The organism is Chondrinema litorale, assembly GCF_026250525.1.
GTDB lineage: Bacteria > Bacteroidota > Bacteroidia > Cytophagales > Flammeovirgaceae > Chondrinema > Chondrinema litorale.
In genome coordinates, this window is the sequence record NZ_CP111047.1 from 18832 (window position 1) to 41994 (window position 23163).

General features: G+C 36.6%; 10 protein-coding genes and 1 pseudogene. 6 read left to right on the top strand and 5 right to left on the bottom strand.

What is annotated here, in order from left to right; all coding sequences use genetic code 11:
- Positions 1-36 precede the first annotated feature (36 nt).
- The 3 genes from OQ292_RS26290 to OQ292_RS26300 all read right to left on the bottom strand — a co-directional run bounded on the left by OQ292_RS26290 (position 37) and on the right by OQ292_RS26300 (position 7946).
- Positions 37-1560, bottom strand: coding sequence for a RagB/SusD family nutrient uptake outer membrane protein (locus OQ292_RS26290; protein ID WP_284687282.1), 1524 nt, complete (start codon positions 1558-1560; stop codon positions 37-39).
- A 23-nt stretch (positions 1561-1583) separates the two neighbouring features.
- Complete coding sequence (locus OQ292_RS26295; RefSeq protein WP_284687283.1) at positions 1584-4712, bottom strand: SusC/RagA family TonB-linked outer membrane protein; 3129 nt, start codon at positions 4710-4712, stop codon at positions 1584-1586.
- 396 nt (positions 4713-5108) lie between these two features.
- Entirely contained in the window at positions 5109-7946 is a 2838-nt protein-coding gene (locus OQ292_RS26300; protein ID WP_284687284.1) for a carbohydrate-binding protein, read from the bottom strand.
- Positions 7947-8177: 231 nt separating this feature from the next.
- On the opposite strand from OQ292_RS26300, the gene OQ292_RS26305 reads away from it, so the two are divergent.
- From OQ292_RS26305 to OQ292_RS26330, 6 genes are all read left to right on the top strand, one after another.
- Positions 8178-11129 (top strand): triple tyrosine motif-containing protein, encoded by a 2952-nt coding sequence (locus OQ292_RS26305; protein ID WP_284687285.1) that lies wholly within the window; start codon positions 8178-8180, stop codon positions 11127-11129.
- 172 nt (positions 11130-11301) lie between these two features.
- The gene (locus OQ292_RS26310; RefSeq protein WP_284687286.1) at positions 11302-11904 is read left to right on the top strand and encodes an RNA polymerase sigma-70 factor; all 603 of its coding nucleotides are present in this window, start codon (positions 11302-11304) and stop codon (positions 11902-11904) included.
- 92 nt (positions 11905-11996) lie between these two features.
- A complete protein-coding gene (locus OQ292_RS26315) occupies positions 11997-13058 on the top strand; it encodes a FecR family protein (RefSeq protein WP_284687287.1) in 1062 nt (353 codons plus the stop codon).
- Positions 13059-13203: 145 nt separating this feature from the next.
- Positions 13204-16644, top strand: a complete 3441-nt coding sequence (locus OQ292_RS26320; protein WP_284687288.1) for a SusC/RagA family TonB-linked outer membrane protein — start codon at positions 13204-13206, stop codon at positions 16642-16644.
- 22 nt (positions 16645-16666) lie between these two features.
- On the top strand, positions 16667-18199 hold the full coding sequence (locus tag OQ292_RS26325; protein ID WP_284687289.1) for a RagB/SusD family nutrient uptake outer membrane protein: 1533 nt from the start codon (positions 16667-16669) through the stop codon (positions 18197-18199).
- Positions 18200-18467: 268 nt separating this feature from the next.
- Entirely contained in the window at positions 18468-19565 is a 1098-nt protein-coding gene (locus OQ292_RS26330) for an alkaline phosphatase (RefSeq protein ID WP_284687290.1), read from the top strand.
- A gap of 63 nt (positions 19566-19628) precedes the next feature.
- Here OQ292_RS26330 and OQ292_RS26335 read toward each other — a convergent pair whose 3' ends face one another.
- Positions 19629-20909: a PQQ-dependent sugar dehydrogenase gene (locus tag OQ292_RS26335; protein WP_284687291.1), complete on the bottom strand. Its 1281-nt coding sequence runs from the start codon at positions 20907-20909 to the stop codon at positions 19629-19631.
- 201 nt (positions 20910-21110) lie between these two features.
- A pseudogene (locus OQ292_RS26340) lies at positions 21111-23114 on the bottom strand (beta-L-arabinofuranosidase domain-containing protein).
- Between the last annotated feature and the right edge of the window lie 49 nt (positions 23115-23163).

A 23163-nucleotide genomic window follows, 5' to 3' on the forward strand; every position in this document is an offset into this window, starting at 1 on the left:
GCAAATATGAAATTGAAATACTTTGATTTTTTCTAATTAATAAGCCGGATCTTGTTGTAATTCTGTATTGGTTAACTCCAACAATGGAATTGGTAAATACTCATGTTTGCCTTCTACAAATCCGAATTCTCCAAGATATTGAGTTGCCAAACCGTTACGAATCAAATCGAACCATCGGTGACCTTCAGAAGCCAACTCAACTCTTCTTTCGTGTATGATGTTTTCGATATTTGCTGGCACAGAAGCTAAGCCTGCTCTTTCTCTAATTGCATCTAACAATGCTTGTGCTCTGGCTTGGTTTCCACCACCTCTTACTAGTGCTTCAGCTTCGAGTAGGTAAGTATCTGCCAACCTAATTTCGTAAAGGTTTTTTGGGAAATTCAATTCCATATTACCACCACCAGTTGACTGATCTGCTATGGTACCAGCATATTTTGCCAAAAAGTATCCTGTATTCATATAACCCGGTGTATAGTTTACTACACCTGCGTTTGCCAAACTATCGATGTTTAATACTGTATATGGATATCTTTCGTCTCCACTTTCAAACGCATTCACCAGATTTTGTGTAATTGGATAAAAACTCCAACCTGAAACTATCTGTGGTGCATCTGCAGTGTTAGCAGCATAGTCTCTCGGATTAGACATAATGCTAATAATATTACCTTCTGTACAACCGATACAATCCCAAACAGCATTAGAAGACGATGTTTTGTTTATTTCGAAGATTGATTCTGTGTTAAACTTGTTAGATGTAGTCCAGAGATCTCCGTAATTTGCTAATAATGCGTATCCTCCCAACTCACTGGCAGCACCCGGCGTAGTACCGTTTACTTTAGCCAATTGCTCTACTGCCTGAGAGAATTTCTCTTGCTGTAAATACACCTTACCAAGTAAAGCAATGGCTGCTCCTTTTGTTGCTCTGCCTGCCTCTGTGCTTAAGTCTATATCTTCTGGTAAGTTTGGTATAGCTGCCAACAAATCTTCTTCGATTGCTGCATAAACTTCTTCTCTTGAGTTTTGCTCTACAGTATAAAAGTTACTTGGTTCTACAGGTTCTGTTAACAATGGAATATTTTTGAAAAACCTAATTAAATCGAAGTAAAAATAAGCTCTTAAAAATCTGGATTCAGCAGTAAACCTGTTCTTTAAACTCTCATCCATATCTACATCAGGCAGTTTAGAAAGCAAAATGTTTGCTCTAAATACACCAGAATAACCTTTAGTCCATAATTCTCCTTGTGGGCCGTTTGCTGGGTCTAGTGAATAATCATTCCAAACCTGTAAAGAGGTTACATCAGTTGCACTACCACCACCTGCATAGTGGTTATCAGAAGCGGAAATGGTTGCTGTTATTTTGGTAACATATCCTCCACCTACCCAACCAACTACATCGTATACTGCCACTAAGCCATTATAAGCTTCGTCTTCGTTACGGTAATAATTTTCTTCTAGGCTTCTGCCCTTTGGTTCTACTTCCAAATAATCGTCACTACAAGCTCCAAGTATTTGAGCAAGCAAAGTAACTACTACGAAATATTTTATATATATGAATTTCATATTTACGTGTTTAAATTTTTTGATTAAAGACTGAAGTTAAGACCTACCATAAATGAGCGTGCCTGAGGGTAAATACCACGGTCGATACTCATTACATTTCCACCAATTTCTGGATCGTAACCAGTGTAGTTGGTAAGGGTGAAAAGGTTTTCACTCATTACATACACTCTTGTTTTTTGCAAACCGATTTTACTTACTAATGTAGATGGTAGCGTATAGCCAAGCTGAATGTTTTTCAATCTGAAATAATCGCCTTTTTGTAAGTAGAAGTCTGATGGGTTGCTGAAGTTATTATTAGGATCTCCATCAATTAATCTTGGAAAATCGTTTGAAGTACCCTCACCAGTCCAACGACCTAGTGCATCTGCCTGATAGTTAGAGTTAGCAATATCCAACCTTCTTAAACCTTGGAAAATTTCGTTGCCAGCAACCCCTTGGCCAAAAATGGTAAGGTCGAAGTTTTTGTAGTTGGCTTTAATTGTTAAACCATAAGTCCAGTCTGGAATTGGGCTACCAATAAAAGTACGGTCTTCTTGAGTGATTTCTCCATCGTCGTTAAGGTCTGCCCAAATAAAATCGCCAGGAGCTGCATTAGGTTGAATTAACTGACCTTCTGAGTTTAAATGGTTTTGAATATCCTGTTCGTTTTGGAATATTCCCTGTGTTTTAAACCCGTAGAAAGAGTGTAGTGCATGCCCCAAAGCTACGCGAGTTATCGGATAAGTACTTGCTTGGAAAGTTTGCTGATCATCTTCTCTATATTCAATTCCCTCACCTAAATAAGTAACTTTATTAGAAAGATGCGAAACGTTTCCACTTACAGTTAAATCAAGTTTCCCTATGCTCTTTCTGTAACTCAACTCTAACTCAAGACCTGTGTTTTCCATATCTCCTACGTTAGCAGCAGGATTAGAAATTGCACCGATATATCCCGGTATTCTTGGGTTCATTAAAAGACCAGTCGTCACTTTTTTGTACCAATCGAAAGTAACATCTAGGTTATCAAATAAGCTTGCTTCAAAACCAATGTTTGTTTGGCTGGTTTCTTCCCACTTCAAATCTGGGTTAGATGGTGCATCTGGGCTATAGCCAATGGTATATTCTCCTGAAGTACCAATTGTATAATTTCTTCCCGGGCTTATAGTAGAAAGGTAAGCGAAATCACCAATATTATCATTACCAACAACACCATAACCACCTCTAATTTTAAGGAAAGTAACTACATTATTTTGTGGCCAGAAATCTTCTGCAGAAGTTACCCAACCTAGAGATGCTGAAGGGAACACACCATATTTATTGTTGTTACCAAATCTTGAAGAACCATCTCTTCTAAGCAATGCAGTTAAAAGATATTTTTCTTTAAAGTTATAAGTTACCCTAGAAAATAATGAAGAGACGGTGTGGGCTGGGTTCTCGTAACCATCAGCATTTTCTGATGTTGGCGGAACTTTGTAATTAAGAGAGGCATCATCAAAATTATCAACCGGAATACCGAAAACCTGCAAATTAACATTGTAAGTATTATTGTCTCTATAAGCACCTTGACCAACTAATAAGGTTAGATCATGATCGCCAAATTTTCTCGAATAAGAAATGGTATTTTCTAGGTTGTAATCGTATCTTCTATTAGTACCTCTTGAGTACGAAGTCTGCGTATTTTGTGTAGATGAATTCAGATAAAAAATCGGTGTAAAGCTCTCATCTCCCCAAAATGCCAATTTACCTCCAAGTGTGGTTCTAAGGGTTAAACCTTCGATTGGTTTTAATTCTGCGAATACGTTACCGATAATATTATCGCCCCAACTATAATTTCCTAAACGTGTTTGCATGTAAGCAAGTGGGTTGGTAATTTCTTGACCAACATATGGAGATATTCCGTAAGGTCTGCCAAAATCATCTCTCATTACCGGGTTATTTAGATACAATGCCGAGTTAGCCAAATTAGCATCTGTAACAATTGCCGGAGTAATTGGGTCTAGGTTAATTGCCGAACTTAATGGGCCACCAAACTCATTGTTGGTATTACCTAAACCAATGGATTTGTTGTGCGCATAACCTACATTTTCACCAACTGTTAACCACTTGGTTAATTTGTGGGTAGAGTTTAATCGAACGTTTACCCTTTTATATTGAGAAATTTCTGTTGCAACAATTCCATCTTGCTCAAGGTAACCAAAAGACATATGGAAAGTAGAAACTTCGTTACCACCACTAATGCTTAACTCGTGGTTTTGTCTGCGAGCATCATTATTAAAAATTTGATCTTGCCAGTCAGTTCCTTCACCTAATGCTTGTGGATCGGAATAAACTACACCTCCACCTGCTGCAATTGAAGATTCATTTCTCAATGTAGCATATTCAGTGGCATTAGTCAGGTTTAATCTTCTTGCTGGTGAAGAAGTACCGTAGTAGCCACTATAATTTACATTTAACTTACCTGATTTACCTTTTTTGGTTGTAACTAAAACTACACCTGCAGCAGCACGTGCACCGTAGATTGCTTGCGAAGCTGCATCTTTTAATACTTCTATAGACTCAATGTCTGACTGGTTTAGGTAACCAATACCACCGTTATCTACAACAACACCATCTACCACCCAAAGCGGATCGTTTCCAGAACCTCCAAATGAAGTAATACCTCTAACTCTAATAGTTGCACCAGAGCCCGGCTGTCCGTTGTTAGAAGCAATGGTAATACCCGAAGTTCTACCTTGTAAGGCCTGCCCTACATTGTTAATTGGCAGTGTTTCTAAATCAGCAGCTTTAATACTGGTAATCGCACCAGTAACCACGCTTTTCTTTTGCTGTCCATAACCGATTACAACAATTTCTTCCAACTGTTGAATATCTGTACTGAGTGAAATATCTATTTGATTACGACCGGCAACTTCTATTTCTTGCGATTCAAAACCAATATAAGAGACAATTAAAACACCGTTTGACGGTACCCTACTCAATTTATATTTACCATCGATATCTGTAATGGTACCAGAAGTAGTTCCTTTTATTTGAATACTAGCACCAATTACCGGCTCACCATCTTCTGCCGAAATAATTGTACCCGTTACTACGTCGTCTTGTGAGAATGCTTGTTGGGAGAGGCACAACATGCTTAAACATGCTATGAGCAAATGTAATAATCCATTTTTCATATTTTGAAATAATTAATATTTAATAAATAAGTAATAGTGGCCATTCTCAAAAAGGAATGGCAGGTTACCTGATAGTTAGAATTTAATGCAATTTTGCTTAATCCGATTTAAAAGTAGTTTGTGTGAAAATGAATCTCAAAAGTTACATCACGCCTTAAATACATCAGGTAATTTTAGTGCTACATCTCGACTACGTCAATCAATAATTTAGCGTTGATTATCAGTAGTTTACACTATAATTTTTTTGGAATAATTCTATCTTTTCTTCAATCTGCCATCGTTGTTTTTGTCTGTTGTTCTGTTACTAATTTGTTCTATAAATTGATTTGATATGTATGTATATTCAATTGAATATGCCCTTCAATAAATGCTGCTTTTTTACTTAATTAGAATTCATTATTTATCGATCAATATTTTACCACTCCAAAAACTGTCGTCCATATTTAACTTTATAATATATAGCCCTGCCTGAAGTGTTTCTAAAGAAAACTGCTCAAAATCTTGTTGTTTTAACTGCTCTTTTTTATATATAACTTTCCCTTGAACTGTGGAAATAGTTACAGAATTATTTGTAGTGTATACTTTGTTAGGGAGCTCAATTCTAACCTCTCTTTTCACAGGGTTTGGATATAATTTTAGGCTACCTTGTGTTTTATCTCCAATGCCACTTACTGTTTGCTTTTTAAAGTTGATCCAGTTTACATTAAATTCTGGTTGTAAGATTTCTAACTTCAAAATTCCTCTACCTGCATCTAAATGCATCTCTTCGCTTACTGTTTGCCAAGTTTGCCAACCTCCTGTTACTGGTACTGTTACTTCAACTTCATTTAATTCTTCACCATCAGCATCCAACTGTTTTAAAGCAAGCTTTCCACCTGCACTTTCGCTGGCTACTCTCACTTCTACAATATAATCGCCTGCTTCTTCTACACTGATTAAGTATTCCAGATAATCTCCATAATTGGTATAGCCTATATTTTGCCCACCACCAGTATCTGTAGTAGTTTCTAGCTCTAAACCATAATTGGTAGTAAATTTTTCTGCTTCTACTTTCGCTGGCAATGCATAATGAAATGGTAAGTTGTTTATAATCTCAAAACCAGAAAAAGTATCTAAGCTAGTTCCATCTGTCGCTTTCACCACATCTCCATCGTAACTGGCTTTTAGCGCCATTCCATCGTTTAACTCTGCATTTAAATAAAAGACCAATTGCTTATTATTTCCTTCTTCAACTTCTATACTTTCAATTTCTACCGCGTTTCCATCTGCTGTAATTGTAAATCCAGTAATTGCTGCAAGACCAGTTGTGTCTATACTTTTGTTAAGAGAAAAAAAAACATCTCCTTCTTCTGTAGTTGCTGCATGAGTTGGTACAAATGGAATATCGCTGAAATTTGCTGCCAATTCGAAATCTAAGTATCCAAGATTTAAGCCACCTACCTTAAAAATAAGTTTAAGTTTCTGGCTTCCTTCGGTGAGGGGAACATCTTCGATGGTATAGGTTTGCCACACATTGTAACCACCCGTTGATGGAAGTTTTACTGGCTCAATAATATCCACTCCATCTACTTGAAGCCTAATAGTTGACTCACTTCCCATAGCCGCATATCGCAGATTCAATTGGTAACTTCCAGTTGAGTCTACAGTAACTGTATATTGGAGCCATTCGCCATCTGCTGTCCAGCCAATATTATAGCCATTACTTTTGGCTGTAGTATCTGTGGTGGCTTCTATATCTACTCCATCATTTCTGTAAGTCCAACCTTGGTTCCATGCCTGATAGGTTCCGGTTGCTACATTGTAATTTGCCGTATCATTATCAAAATAAGCTATGCCATTGCTACCCAAATCAAAATCGGAAGCATTTACTACACCTGGAATACCATTTTTGGTAAATGGAATTGAAGTAGCTTCTGCCTGCTGCACTTGCCTAAACATGGCATCAATTACATCTTTGTGATAGGTACAATTTTCTATCTTTAGGTCTTCGGTCAATTTCATTAATGCTGCTTTTACCTCTTCTATAGCTGGTGCATTACCTCCATTTTCCCAATAATCTAACAACTCAGCATATCCTTCATTTTTATCTATAGTAAGTGGACCAACCACAGAGCCTACTTTTTTTAATGGCCACCAAGCCCAACCAATTTTATTCTTCTCTAATAATGAAATCGCATTTTTAAACCATGTATTAGAGTTTTCACCAGATTCACCCAACCAAACCGGAATGTTGTGTTCATTACGCATATTAATAAATCCTTGAATCGAATTCTGGTCATTGTAATTCCAGTATTTGTGGAAGCTTATTACCAGATTATCGTCCCAAGGAGGCCAAATGCCACTGTGATTATTCGCCCAACAGTTACCTTCAATAAAAATGATGTGGTTTTCATCTACTTCTCTTATTGCATCAGTAATAGCAATAAATAGCTCTTTTAACGGAGCATTGGTAGATTCGTCGCAGCCGTTTTGGTTGGCTCCTGCTGTAAAATTCCAATTGGTTTCATTAATTAAATCGTAACCACCAATCCATTTTTCATTTGCGTATCTTTCTGCAAGCTTTTTCCATAATGCAATGGTTTTTTGCTTGTTCTCATCACTTTCCCAAAGAGAAGGTTTCGAGTTATCGTAATCAGAGATTGCAGCATCGTTTCCTTGTCCGCCAGGAGCTGCATGTAAATCCAGAATCAAGTATATTTCATTTGCCGCACACCAGTTAAGCAAGCTGTCTGTCATGGCAAAACCTTTATCTAACCATGTGTTTTCTCCAGCAACTGGTTCGTCTTCTATGGGTAAAGTAAACAAGTTGTAGTGCATGGGCAAGCGCACAGAATTAAAACCCCAAGAAGCTAGTGAGTCTATATCCGTTTTTGTGCAGTGGTTTTGTAACCAAGCAGCATAAAATTCATCTGTGTTCTCTTCTCCAATTACGCCTTCAATGGCTGCTCTAATTTCGTGTTGTGGATTAGCAAAACTGTTGGTTTGCAACATATATCCTTCTTGCAGCATCCATCCTCCCAAACCCATACCACGTAAGATAATTTCTTCTCCATTTCCATCTACTATATATTTACCATCAGCTTTTAGATATTGCGCTTGAGCAGAAATTATAGAAAAAAAACCACAAAAAATTAGTAAATTTATAAAAACCCAAGGTTGATTGCAGGAACTTTTAAAATTAGTTCTCAGGTTTTGGAATGGTAATTTGTAAACGTTTTCATATTTCATATTCATATTATGTTTTATTTGATATAAGTTTGAAAGTTGTTTCGGGAGAGGCTTAAAAAAACTTTTAAAGTTGAATAAGCATCCAGTTCACTCCAAATGTATTTTACAGAATAGAAGCTGCGAAATTTAGGAGTACGTTCTATATACTTCTCTCTTACAAATTAATACGTCAATACTACTACTTATAAAATAAAGTAACTGACAACCAACTAGTTATAAATAAGATTAAATCTGAAAATGAATAAACTAATTCTAACGGTCTTATTCACTGTTACGCAGTTGTGTAACTATACATTTGCCCAAGTAGAAAATACTAATACAGAAATACCTTTCTCGAATTCTATAAAAGGAATCCCCAGAATACTCCATTACACAAAAAATGATTTTAACAGCGACACTCAATTTTGGTCTATGTGCCAAGATAAGGATGGCGTGTTGTATTTCGGAAATAATGAAGGTGTGCTCATCTATGATGGCGAACACTGGCAATACATCCATTTGCCAAATCGCTCGTCTATGCGATCTTTATTGCAGGCAAAAGATGGCACTATCTACGCTGGTGGATTTAATGATTTCGGTACAATCGAAAAAGATGAGTTTGGAAAGTACCAGTACAATTCTTTAATGCATTTGATACGGGTTGAAGATAAAAATCTGGAAAACCTTTGGGATGTTCAAGAAGTGCAAGGGCACATAGTTTTTAGAAGTTTCCGTATGTTGGTGGCTATTTCTAATAATAAAGCGATTACCTTACCTCCGCCAAATGGCAGCCAGTTTACTTTTTCTACTGAAGTAAATAACCGCTATTATGTGCAAGACAATGAAGGACTAAAACACCTCGACCTCAACTCCATGGAATTTAGCTCTTTTGTAGAACCAGAAGAAATTAACCACGAAGATATAGTTGAGTTACTCCCCGGAAATAGTGATAACGAACTGCTGGCATTTACAAAACAAGGCAGCATATTTAAGATTGATCCTGAAACAACAGAAGTCACATTCTGGAAAAGTATATTAAAATCGAGTTCTAACAATCTAATTACTTGCGGATTAAAAGCAGCTACTGGCGATTATTACCTGGGTACATTAAGCACCAAAGTAATTGCACTCAATAAATTTGGCGAAGAAATCAGCAACGATACTTTCTATAACCTCCAAGATAAAACCGTATTAAACATTTTCGAAAGTAATGAGGGCAATATCTGGGCACTGCTTAACAATGGCCTAGACTGTATTGATATCTCTTCTCCTGTTTCACTACTCTTTGAAAATGCATCTATCTTTGATGTGCTCTTTGAGGGAAACAGTATGTACATAGCTTCTAACCAAGGAGTTTTTTACTGCGATGATATTAGCAAAAGCTCAAATCTTTCTCGCTCCAACTTTGTGAAAATACAAGGCTTAGAAGGTCAAGTTTGGTCACTTAAAAAAGTAAATGGTCAAATTATCTGTGGGCACGATAGAGGTTTGTTTGTTGTTTCGAAAGATAAAAGCAAAAAACTTTCAGAATTGCAGGGTATCTGGAAAGTTGTTCCCATAAAAGGCTTTGCCAATCACTATTTGGTTTGTACTTACGAAACCATGTACCTAATGAGCTTTTCAGAAAAAGATGGCTTTAAGTTAGAACATAAGATACAGGGATTTAATGAATCGAGTAGAGATATTGTTCAAACTGAGGAGCCCGGTGTGTTTTGGGTTTGCCACGGGTACAAAGGTGTTTTTAAAGTAAAAATAAATGATGAATACACCCGAGTAATTAGTGTCGAGCATTACAGAGATCAGAACGGATTGCCATCTGCTTTCAACATCAATGTTTTTAAGTGGAATAATGATGTTGTTTTCACTTCGAATGAAGGAGTTTATACCTACAATGAAAAAGAAAACCAGTTTCTACCACATGAGGAACTAAGTAAAATTCTCGGTAAGAATGCCAGCATCAGAAAAATAATTGAACACAACGATAAAACATGGTTTGTTCAAGACGAAGAGGCAGGTTATTTCTACAATAATGATGATACTGGAAATTTGTACAAAGGATTATTTCTGCAATTAAAAGGCTCTTTTAGCAAAGGCATGGAATGCATTATTCCGGTAGGTTCTAATCTTGTATTGATGGGGACAGTAACCGGCTTATACGCTTTTGAGCTTGATCAAACAGCCAACAAAATCAATCACGAGACTAATATTATCAGTATAAGCTATAAAAATGCTGCTGAAGAAGTGAATGGAAAACTAGTTACAGGTAGTGATAATTTCCAAATCTTACCTAATCTATCGAGCACTATTACCTTTGAGTTTGCCTCCCCTAGTTTTAATGATAAAACCAATGTGCAATTTAGCTATAAACTCGAAGGTTTAGACGAATCGTGGTCTGCTTGGCAAGAAACCCCTTTTAAAGAATACAGCCATATAAAAGCAGGTGAGTATATTTTTAAGGTAAAAGCCAGAAGCTTGTTAGGAGAAACTGCTGAACCAGCCAACTACTACTTTAAAATTTTACCTGCTTGGTATCAGTCTCAATGGGCTATCACAATTTATGTAATTGCTGCTTTTCTGCTTATCTTAATTACGGTGATGTGGGTGAAACGAAAAATATTTATCGAAAACGAAAAGGTTAGAAAAGAAGAATTTAAAGCCAGAAAAGTGCTTGAGTTAGAAATTGAGCAGATGAAATTGCAGCAAGACAAAGAACGTATGCAAAGAGTAAAAGAGAAACTCGAATACGATGTAATTGATAAAAGTAAAGAGCTGGCAAACTACACCATGCTTCTGGTAAAAAAACAAGAAGCAATGACGGAACTCAAAAAAGAATTGAATGAGCTAAAAACAGTCGCTAGAAATGATACCATGCGCAAAAAAGTGCGTGATCTTATTCGCAAAATTACAGTTAATCTAGACGATAAGGAGTATGTGCAAATATTTGAAGCTAATTTCGAAAGGGTGCATCATCAGTTTTTCCAGAATTTAAAAAGCAGTTTTCCAGATCTCACTCAAAAAGAACTGAGACTTTGTGCATTGGTAAAAATGAGTTTGTCTAATAAAGATATTTCTCAAATGTTCAATATCTCGGTTCGTGGTGTAGAAACTGCCCGTTACAGGTTACGCAAAAAACTCAATTTAGAACATGAAGATAATATGGTGGATTTCTTCGAAAAATTCGATCCTCCAAAAGTAGAGAAAACTCATTAAGTTAGCTCCTATAGACAGATTTAACAAAAAAAACAATAGCTAATTTTTAAATCTGTCTTTCAACCATTTTTTTACATTTTCATGCATTTATTTTAACAGAGCATTAATCTGTTTTTTTTTGACCTTCAACCCGCTGCGATATATATTTACAGAAAAGAGCAACTATTTATCCATGCACAGTTTTAATAAACAGGCTGATAAAGAATTACTAGAAGCTATATCGCAAAACAATGAGAATGCCCTCACTGCTTTGTACAAGCGATATTTTCAGAATTTATGTGACTTCTCCTTTCAATTTCTTAAGCGCGAAGATTTAGCAGAAGAAGCTGTTTCAGATGTTTTTTTAAATATCTGGCTCAAGCGTGGAGATATACATATTACTAGCAGCATTAGATCTTATCTTTACATTGCCGTTCGAAATCAATCTTATAACTATTTGAAAAAGAGCAAAATGGCTATGACAGAAGATATCGAACTAGCAGTAGAAAAAGGCATGAGCTCTGCCTTAACTGCCGACAGGTTTTTGCTTTACAGTGAGTTTAAAGAAGAAATAGAAGAACTCATAAAACAAATGCCTTCTAAAAGACAGCTAATTTTTCGTATGCACCGCCTCGAAGGCTTCAAGTATAAGGAAATAGCCGAAATACTCTCCATCTCTCCCAATACTGTTCAAAACCAAATGGTAGAAGCTACAAAATTCATTTTGCAGCAGTATCCTAAATTCAGCACTACTAAAATGTGGTTTTTAGTACTTTTAATACTTACTGGTATTTAATATTCAGATAATATTAAATTAATCAACAAATAATCTTAGCGAATAGTAGATTCTTTTTTGAATTGTTGTCCTCGTAATGAAAACAACAAAAAATGGATCAAGATAATTTTGTACAATTAGTAACCCGGCACCTTTCGAACGAAGCTTCATTTAAAGAAATTGAAGTACTAAGAGAGTTGCTTAAAGATGAAAAGTATAACAAGCTTTTCAAATGGGTTGCTGCTAAGTGGGAAGAAGACAAGCAGAATATTAAACTGGCAAATTTTAATATGGATCGTGGTATGGATAAGCTGGTGAATAAAATACGCAAGTATGAACCAGATTTTCAGAGCGAAACACTTACAAATGCTGATCCTGTAAACAAAGTACAACCCATTACAAAACAGATTAACTATTGGAGGTATCTGCCTAAAATAGCTGTATCAGTTTTATTGCTATTAATGGTTGGGCTGTCTTATTATCATTTTTTAAATAACCCAATAAAAACAGAAACAAGCTGGAAAGAGATTGTAACCAAGCCGGGACAAAAATCTATGATTACACTGGCAGATGGAACACTTGTAAAATTGAATGCTGGTAGTAAGTTTAAGTATCCAGAAAAATTTACAGATTCTCTCAGACAGGTGTATCTAGAAGGTGAAGCTTATTTTAAAGTGAAGTCGATGCCTGAGAAACCATTTATCGTACATTCGCAAGAGCTATCTACCAAAGTGTTGGGTACTGTGTTTAATGTGGCAGCTTATCCAGATGAATCTGATGTTGAAGTAACCCTAGTAGAAGGAAAAGTTGAAGTTATTCCATCCAACAAACAAAAAGAAAGTTACATACTTTCTCCCAACGAGAAAGTGGTGTTTAACAAACCAGAAAAATCTTTTGAGCTTAAGAACGAGGCAGATGTGCAAAAAGTAACTTCCTGGAAAAATAATGTATTACTTATCGAAAACGAACCACTCAGTGTAGTTACCAAAAAATTAAAAATGTGGTATGGAGTAGAGGTTGAGTTAGGTTCTCCAGGATTAGAAAACTGTAAGCTGAAAGCAAGGTTTGAAAATGAATCTTTAAAAACAGTGCTTCAGGTATTAAAATACACTTTTGACTTAACTATAATAAATGAAAATGGAAAAATTACTTTAACGGGCAACGGTTGTAAATAATCACATAGCCAACTTCTTTAAAAACCAGTAACCAATTAATACTAACTTTTGGGCAAATAACAAGGTACCGAATGGTGGAGCATTCGATACCCTTAATAGTTATTGTCTAAATAAAACCCTTCAGTTCTATCAAACACTCAAATTTATGAAAAAAACAATCCCTAAAACAATCATTTTTATGTCCAGAAATTTACTTTTTGGAATTTTAATCCAAACACTGCTAACTTCTATGGTATTTGCAGTCGATATGGCAAATGCTCAGAAGCTAAAAGATGTATATCTGAAAGTAGATATTGGTGATGTTACTTTGGGTAAATCTTTACAGATTATTGAGGAAAATACCGATTTTAATTTTTCATTTCAAACAGGTAATCTTCCTTTAGCTAAGAAATTAAAGATTAGTGGAGAAGATCACAGCCTACAAGAAATTCTCACTCAGATTTCTAAAAAGGCAAAGGTGAGCTTCAAAAGAATTAATAATCAGATTATAGTAAAGAGCTACGATGCTAAAGCTGATTTAAATGTAATTGATGCTGCTGTAGCAGATATTACAATTAGCGGTAAAGTTACGGATGCTCAAACTAATGAGCCTATTCCGGGTGCGAGTATCCTTATTAAAGGAACTACAAAAGGTACTGTTACCGATTTTGATGGTAACTATAAAATAATCGCTCCTGAGGATGGTACTCTTCAAATTAGCTATGTGGGTTTTACCACGCAAGAAGTAGAAGTGGGTGGGAGATCAACCATCGATATCGCACTTGCTACAGACTTAAATCAGCTTGAAGAAATATTAATTGTTGGTTATGGTACTTCTAATAAAGAAGATGTTACCGGTGCAGTTACCAATGTAGATGCCGTAAAAGAGATCAATAACAGACCTATTAATAATGTTGAGAGTGTTTTGCAAGGAACTGTTGCTGGTGTTACTGTAGTAAATAATAGTGGTGATCCTACTTCTACCCCAACTATTAGAATTAGAGGTATTGGTACGATGAACGACGAGGCTCCGCTTTATGTAGTAGATGGAATACCTAATGCGCCAGTGCCGAACCCAACAGACATCAAAACAATGACTGTTCTAAAAGATGCTTCTGCTGCGGCTATCTATGGTGTAAGAGCTGCTGCTGGTGTAATCTTAATCGAAACTAAAAAAGGAGAAGCTGGTAAACCAAAAGTATCTTTTAACGCTTATGGCGGTTTCCAACAAGCTTGGAAAAAACTTGAATCTCTAGATGCAAGAGAGTATGCAGAAGTTATGAATACTGCATTCGACAATGCTGGTTATGCTGACGATTACAATGGTAGAGACTATATAAAAGAAGATTTAAACCCTTATGGTTTTGTAACAAGAACAGACTGGATCGACGAAATTTTCAGAAGCGGTACTATGCAAAACTACGACCTTTCTGTAAGTGGTGGTAGCGACAAAGGCACTTACATGGCTTCTGTTGGTCACAGAAAAATAGAAGGTACACTTTTGAATACTTATTCTAAAATCTACTCTGCAAGATTCAACAGCTCTTTAAATTTATCAGATAAGTTAAGAGTTGGTGAAAACATCATGGTGAAATACACAGATGGTAACTATGGTGTAAATACTTCTTCTGGTTATACAGGTGCGCTTATTTCTGCTATCTACTATCCGAGAAGTGCGGTAGTTTGGGAAGACCAAGCAAACGGAATTTACGGTGGTGTTGTACCTAGTGATAATACTACTTATGCAGGTTCTTATGGTGACTTAATTAATCCAGTTGCTTATTTGAACAGGTTAGACGATAAAAGACCAACTACTACCCTTTCTGGTAACTTCTTCCTTGATTATGACATTTTAGAAGGTTTAAAATTCAGGTTTAACGGCGGTTTAAACAGAACAGTAGCACAGCAATCTCAATTTACTTCTAAAGTACCAGAGATTGGTAAAATTTCAGATTACAACGAATTATACGAATCTACTACTGTTGATCAGTCGTGGGTAGCTGAAAACACACTTACTTACGAAAAGCTATTCAATAATGTGCATGGCTTAAAATTAATGGTAGGTTATACTGCTCAGAAAAATACTTCTGAATACAACAGTATTACTGGTAGAGGTTTTATGGATGAGAGCCAGTCTAGCAGATACATGGCCAATGCTTCTGAAATCACTGCTTTTGATGGTAGTAAATATGAGTATGCTTTAACTTCTTGGCTAGGTAGAGTAAACTACGACTATAATGACAAATACTTCTTCACAGGTATTGTAAGACGTGATGGAACTTCAAAATTATATGATGCAACTTCTAGCGATAACAACCACATAGGTGTTTTCCCTTCACTTTCTGTAGGTTGGAAATTATCTAACGAAAGCTTTATTCAAGATATCTCTGCGATCAGTTTCTTAAAATTAAGAGCAGGCTGGGGTAAAATTGGTAATCTAGGTAGTTTGAGCAATTATCCACTTTCATTATTAATGGAAAAAACACAAGCTTTACTTGGTGAGTCTGGCGACTACTACAGCTATTATGGTTATGCCATTAATGAATTAGCAAGCCAAAACCTGAAATGGGAGACAACTGAGCAAACAGATATCGGTATAGATGCAGCATTCTTCAACGATAAAATCACTTTAACTGCTGATTACTTCTTTAAAAATACCCACGATATTTTGGCTAGAGGTGGTCTTTTACCAGGTACTGCTGGTGTAGATTACAACTCTTGGACAAACAACAAGCAAGTAAAAAACAAAGGTTGGGAAATCTCTTTAGGCTATAACCACCAATCGCAATCAGATTTTCAATTCAGCATCAATGCTAACTTATCTCATGTGAAAAATGAAGTAGTAGCAATGGGTGATGTTGAGTATGAAACTTACGACAATAATGTAAGATACACTTTATACCCAATCAGATCGCAAGTAGGTCAACCGGTTTATTCTTTCTATGTATACGAAACTGATGGTATCTTCCAATCTAATGATGAAGTAAGCGCTTACACTGGTCCTGATGGAAACTTAGTTCAGCCTTATGCAAAAGCAGGTGATTTAAAATTTGTTGATCAAAATGGCGATGGAGAATTAGATGATGACGATAAAGTATTTAAAGGAAATGCTTTCCCTGAATTTACTTATGGTTTAAATGCTAACTTCGCTTACAAAGGTTTTGACCTAAGCTTATTCTTCCAAGGAGTGCAAAATGTAAACCTTTTCAACGGTTTAAAACTCAGTACTTTAATGCCTACACAAGGTTACAACATGTTATCTGACATTAAAGATGCTTGGTCTCCAACGAATACTGGATCAGATATTCCAATAGTATCAGTAACTGATGAAAACAACAACTTCGGTACTGTATCTGACTGGTACATAGAAGATGCCTCTTATTTAAGATTGAAAAACCTAACATTAGGATATACAATACCATCATCTGCGATAGAAAAAGCAGGAATGAGCAGTTTGCGTGTATACTTTACTGCAACCAACCTACTTACATTTACTGATTACACAGGTTTCGACCCTGAAGTAGATGCAGTAACCAACAAAGGTATAGATGTAGGACAGTACCCTCAATCAAGAAGCTACATTCTTGGTCTTAATGTTCAGTTTTAATTCACATTAAATCACAGAAGAAATGAAAAATAAATTATATATATTTTTATCACTTACGCTTTTTATAGTTTGCTCTTGTAGTGAAGATTTTCTCGATCTTCAACCAAATGGAGCTCCATCATCAGACAACTATTGGCAATCAGAAGATCAGGTAGTTGCTGCTGCAAATGCCATGTATGCTCCTTTTACAGAAGATATTATGTACGGTAGAGGCTACTTCTGGTACATTAATGCCAGTGACGATATGGTAACGGGTCGTGTAAAATCTGAGCCAGATAATATCAAAAACTTTATAAACACTGGTAATGAGAGTTATACAAAAAACATCTGGGCTTTAAAATACAAAGTAATTAAAAGAGCCAATGAGGTAATTGTAAACGTGGCTGATTTAGGCGAAGATGTTGTAAGCACTGAGGTAAAAGAGCGCAGCATGGGCGAAGCTTATTTTCTTTCTGGTTTAATGTATCTGGACTTAGCTTACCGTTTTGGTGACCAAAATGCAGGTATACCAATTGTAGATAGAGAAGACTTAAGCGATTATAATGTAGCAAGAGCAGAAAGCGTAGAAGTAAACTACGAATACATCATTAGCGAATTCGAAAAAGCTGCTGAATTATTACCTTACTTTAGCGAATATTCAAGCGAAAACATGGGTAGAGCACATAAAACGGCTGCTTATGCTTTTATGGCAAAAACCTATCTTTACTGGGCGCAATACGATGCTTCTAAATATGCTTTGGCAATAGAAGCTGCTGATAAAGTGATTAACTCAGGCGAACATGCATTAATCGATACAGATTCTCCTTCAGAAGATTATAAAGCAGTATTCTCTTCTGCGAATAACTGGGGTTCAGAATATATCTGGTCGGTAGTTTCTAGTACTTTAACTGGTAGTATTTTACCGGGTGTTATGTTCGAAAACAAAGGCTGGGGACTTTACAATGGCTGGGGATATTTCCAACCCACTAAAGAATTGTACGACGAATACGAAGAAGGTGATGTTCGTAGAGATATTACCGTATTTAAAGATGGAACTGTATTTACTTATTTCGGTGAAGAGTTTACTTGGTACCAAACTTCTAACAACGAGACTGGTTACATGTTTGGTAAATACACAGAACCATTCTCAGATCAAGATAGAGTTAATCCAAACGGAGACAAGCCAAGTACTGATTTAAATGTGCCATTAATGCGTTTTGCTGAAATTTTACTTATAAAAGCTGAAGCACAAATTGCTAGTGGTTTAAATGGCGATGAAGCATTAAATATGGTAAGAACTCGCGCTGGTCTTTCTGCATTAAGCGGAGCAACTTTAGATGATTTAAAACACGAAAGAAGATGTGAGCTTGCCGGTGAGTGGACAGACCGCCACTTCGACTTAGTAAGATGGGGTGATGCTGATGAAGTTTACAACCAAGAATTACATGCGCATGATGGTACAGTAGTTTGGGAAGCAAGACCTCAGTTCGATCCTGAAATACACCACGTATGGCCAATTCCTCCAGATGAAATTTCTGCAAGTTTGGGTGTTTTAACTCAAAACGAAGGTTGGTAAACTACTGGTTAACCAGATAAACCGAAACGGAGTGGGTACTCCCTACTCCGTTTCAATTTTCTATTATTATTCATAAACCTGTTCTCTTACAAAATAAATTTTGCTGTACATACTGAATTATCAGGCATATTCCCATAATTTTTCTACACTTGCAGCAATTCTAAACTACATAAACTAAAGGAATTAATCAGGTTAAACACGAAAAGCTCCTACTAATATCAATTAGAGCTTTTCTTCAATTAAATAACATATTCAAAATATTTCTCTAATGAAAAGATACTTCATTATACTTCTATCACTCTTTTTACTAAGCAATTGCCACAGCCCTGCTCCTGTTGAAACAGAAATACAATCTAAAGAGCTTCCTAAAATAAAAAACATCATTTTTATGATTGGTGATGGCATGGGACTCACTCAGGTTTACGCTGGTATGACGGCTAAACACGGTCACTTAAATCTGGAAAGATGCAAGCATATTGGTTTAGTAAAAACTTATTCTGCAAGTAGTTATATTACTGACTCAGCAGCCGGAGCTACTGCATATGCAACCGGAAAAAAAACTTATAATGCTGCAATTGGTGTAGATGCCGATACCATTCCTCAAAAATCTATCTTAAAAATTGCTCAAGAAAACGGCCTAAGCACTGGACTCATAGCAACATGTACACTTACAGACGCTACTCCTGCTTGTTTTGTGGCTCATCAACCAGATAGAAATATGCATGAAGCCATCGCAGTTGACTATGTAAGCAGTGATGTAGATGTATTGATTGGAGGTGGAAATCAATTTTTTACACAAAGAGAAGATGGACAAAACTTGCTTGAAAAATTTGCTGAGCAAGGCTACCAAACTCCTGCAACTATTGAAGAAGTTAAAAATATAAAAGAAGGTAAAATCGCCGCTTTTCTAGCACCAAAAGATTTACCTTCTAAAAAATCTGGTAGAGGTAACGATTTGGCGGATGGTGCCCTTAAAGCCATAGAATTACTAAACAAAAATGAAAAAGGCTTTTTCTTGATGGTTGAAGCTTCCCAAATTGACGACGGTGGGCATTTTAATGATGCTGAGTACATCAAACAAGAAATGGTGGACTTTGATGAGACTATCGGAAAAGTGTTGGATTTCGCCGAGCAAGATGGTGAAACCCTAGTAGTGATTACCGCAGACCACGAAACTGGTGGTTTTTCTATAATCGATGGAGATTTAAAAGAAGGCAGAATTAAAGGTGCTTTTGGCACCGGTGGTCACTCTTCTGTAATGGTACCAGCCTTTGCTTTTGGTCCAGGAGCTGAAGAGTTTATGGGATTTTATGAAAACACCAGTATTTTCAATAAATTCTTGGCTGCTTTTAACTTTAGTCTTTAAAAATAAAAGGAGAAGTTAGACAAAGTCCAGCTTCTCCCCCATTTACGTTGATTGTTTTTAAATTTAATTTTCCTGAGCGTAGCTGATTTTCCATATGACATTTCCCGCATCATCGTTCACCAGTAAATCACCTTGAGGGGTAACTGCTACACAAACCGGTCTGCCATATACTTTCGCCTTGCTTCTGTCGGCTATAAAGCCTGATAAAAAATCTTCGGGTTCTCCAGATGGTTTCCCATCTTTAAAAGGAATAAAAAGTACTTTATATCCAGCAAATTCAGCTCTGTTCCACGAGCCATGTTGCCCAACAAAAGCACCATTTCTATACTTTTCTGGAAATTTATCTTGATCATAGAATGTAAAACCTAAAGAAGCTGTATGTGATCCTACTGGAATATCAGGAATTATAGCTTGCTCTACTAATTTCTTGCCTTTACCTTCCATTCTCGGGTCTTCAATTTGTCCATAGTATGAATATGGCCAACCGTAAAATCCACCTTCTTTCACACTGGTTACATAATCTGGGACCAGATTGTCTCCAAGCTTATCTCTTTCGTTTACTGCTGTCCACAATTCACCATTTGCCGGATTCCAATCCATGCCAACTGGATTTCTTAAACCACTGGCATAAACTTTTTCATTTCCACCATCCAAATCAACTACTAAAATGTTAGCTCTTCTTTTCTCTTCATCCATTCCGTGTTCTGCTACATTACTCGCAGAACCTACCGAAATGTAGATTTTGTCTTGGGCTTCGTTGGTGATGATATTTCTTGTCCAGTGGTTGTTATAACCACCAGCAGGTAATTCCACTATCTTCTCTCCTTCTACTCCTTTTAGTGATGTTTGCCCTTCTTGATAGGGATATTTATACAAACCATCTGTATTGGCTACATAAAATGTATTTCCGATAATGAGCATCCCAAATGGTTTATTGAGGTCTTCCAAAAACGTTTCTCTCATATCCACTTCTCCATCACCATCTGCATCTCTTAACAAAGTGATTCTATTTTTACTAAAAACTGTATTGGATTCTGATACAAAATAATCTCCATTAGGAGCCACATAAGTCCATCTTGGATTTTTAAGATCACCTGCAAATTTTGTTAGCTTAAAACCTTCTGGCACTTTTAGATTTTCTACATCTTCAAGCTCAGTCATCGCATGGCGCTTGGTTGTTGATTCTGTTTTATAGGGAGGAGGAAGAATTAATTCTCCGATAGCTGTTTGTACAGTGTCATTTTCTGAGTTGGCTATTGCTTGCTTTTCTTTTAGTGTATTTACACTTTTACTACAAGAAAATAATATGGTTGCCATAAATATGGCGACTAAAATGTTTTTCATGTGATTGCTGGTTTCAAATAAATATTATCTTCTAAAGAAGATTCGTGCTAGTATATACAGCAATAACATGAGAGTATTAAAATTGTTAATGACGAAATCCTAAATAATATTGAAACCCTTTATAACATTGCACAAATGCAAAAAAAGCGATGGAAGAAATTTTTCTTCACATCGCTTTTGGTCTAATTGTCAAAAAGATTTTTACCTATAAGCCGGAAATTCAGCGACTCTCAATGTGGTGCATCCATAAGGAATTAGCTCAATTTCAATTTCCTCTTTACCTAGTTCGTGCCATCCCCAACCTACTGGAATTTTACCTGCTGAACCATTGTAAATTTTCCAAAGTGGAAATTCTCTACCTGTTGTTTTTATGGTGATGGGTGCATTTTGCAAATTCCAAGGCATGAGTGCTACCTCTTCTTTTTGTTCTACAGTGAAAGTATGCTTATCAATATTGTTCGGTAAACCGATATTCCATTTGCTGGTAGGTGTTACTTCCCAGAATGAATCTTCGTAACCCCAGCCTTCTTTCTTTTTCTCTTTCCAATCTTCTTCCACTTTTAAAGCATATACCAATGGACCTCGTTCGATACCTAATGAGTTTTCGTACCATCTTGAAAATTGCAGTTACATCGGTAATTCTAGCGTTACTTCATCTTTGCTTTTCCAAACTCGGTCTAAGACTACAATGCCATTGTTTACAGTAACTTCTTGCACTGCACCATTCACTTTTACTACCGGATTTTTACACCATTCTGGAATTCTCAGGCTAAATGGAAATTTTACATTCTTAGATTTTTCTACTGTAAAATGGATGTTTTCATTAAAAGGATAATTGGTTTCCTCTTTAATCGTCACCTCTTTTCCATTAGCCACTTTGGCTGTTACGGTAGAAGGCCCGTAAACCATAGCTGCTAAACCATTGGTGTTGGTCGCATACCATAAACTTTGAATAAACTTAGGCCAACCTTGGTGCATATTGGTTACACAACATGGATAACCGGAAGTGGTTCCGTAAACCAATCGGTGATGCTCATTGTCGAAAAAGTTATGTTCCTCATCTCTAATCATTACCTGATTTGCCTGTTGGAAATATTGCTTTCTGGTAAAATCTTCATTGTGTTGCGTTGGCAAAACATTGTAGGCAATCTTTTCCAGATAATCGGCATAGTAAACCTCTCCGGTAACTGGCAATATGCTTTCGAAAGAATACATTAACTCTACTGCCGAACATAACTCTGAACCCTGAGTTGGATCGTTGCCGTGCATTCTCTCATCGCCACCATACATGCCATTTACAAAACCATGTGTTTGCTTGATGGTTTCTAATCCGATACGAACAGACTCTTTAAACTTCTCATCTTTACTTTGTTGATAATAGATAACTGGTGCTTTAATACCTTGTGCCACATTTACACAATGGTTATGCGGATAAGGATTAAACTGCTTAAAGGTATTATCTGTAAAAACTCCTGCCCAGTCGTAGGTTTGTTTGTGTATAAGTTCGCCAAGGTCTAGCAAAAACTTATCTCCTGTGATGTTATACAGCCAATAAACAATGGCTAAGTTGTCTGCTCCACGGCGATTGCCCCAAAAAGTCCAGTGCCCTAGAGGATAGGTTGGTAAGGTTTCGAGTTGGTATTTAAAGTACTTGGTCATCAGCTCAATTACTCGCTTGTCTTCTGTTGCCGAATAATATTGCTGTAACACTTTGAGCATTACCATTTTTGGCCACCAGTCTTCTCTATTATCCTGTTGCGTGCCGGGAATATGCGCATAACCTTCTTCTAAAGGCAATGGACCAAAGTAGCCGTTTTCTTTTTGATTGGCTATGCTCCACTCAATCCACTTTTGTGCTTTTGCTTTTAGCGCTTCATCATCTAACAAATAGGCTACTGGAACTAAGCCATCTAACCAATATGGTCCTCGCTCCCATCCATCTCCTGTACCACCAAGCCAACCATTGTTATCTCCACAAACCAGTTCGTACACACTATCCAAATTGCCGGTTAATCCATCTCTTTGAATCTTGATCATTTCTAGCAGCATGCCTTCTGGTTTTATAGCACCGATGGGCAAAGGGGTAAATGGCTGAGCAAGTAAAGGTTCTTGATTGGTAATGTAATTTGTATTTCGCTGAGCATTTGCCCATTGACTAGTACAAAAAATAGATAGCAAAAAAGTAAGGAGAAGTTTGACTTTCATCGGTTTAGGTTTGAATGAAAGAAGTTGCCAAACTTGACAACTTCATAGT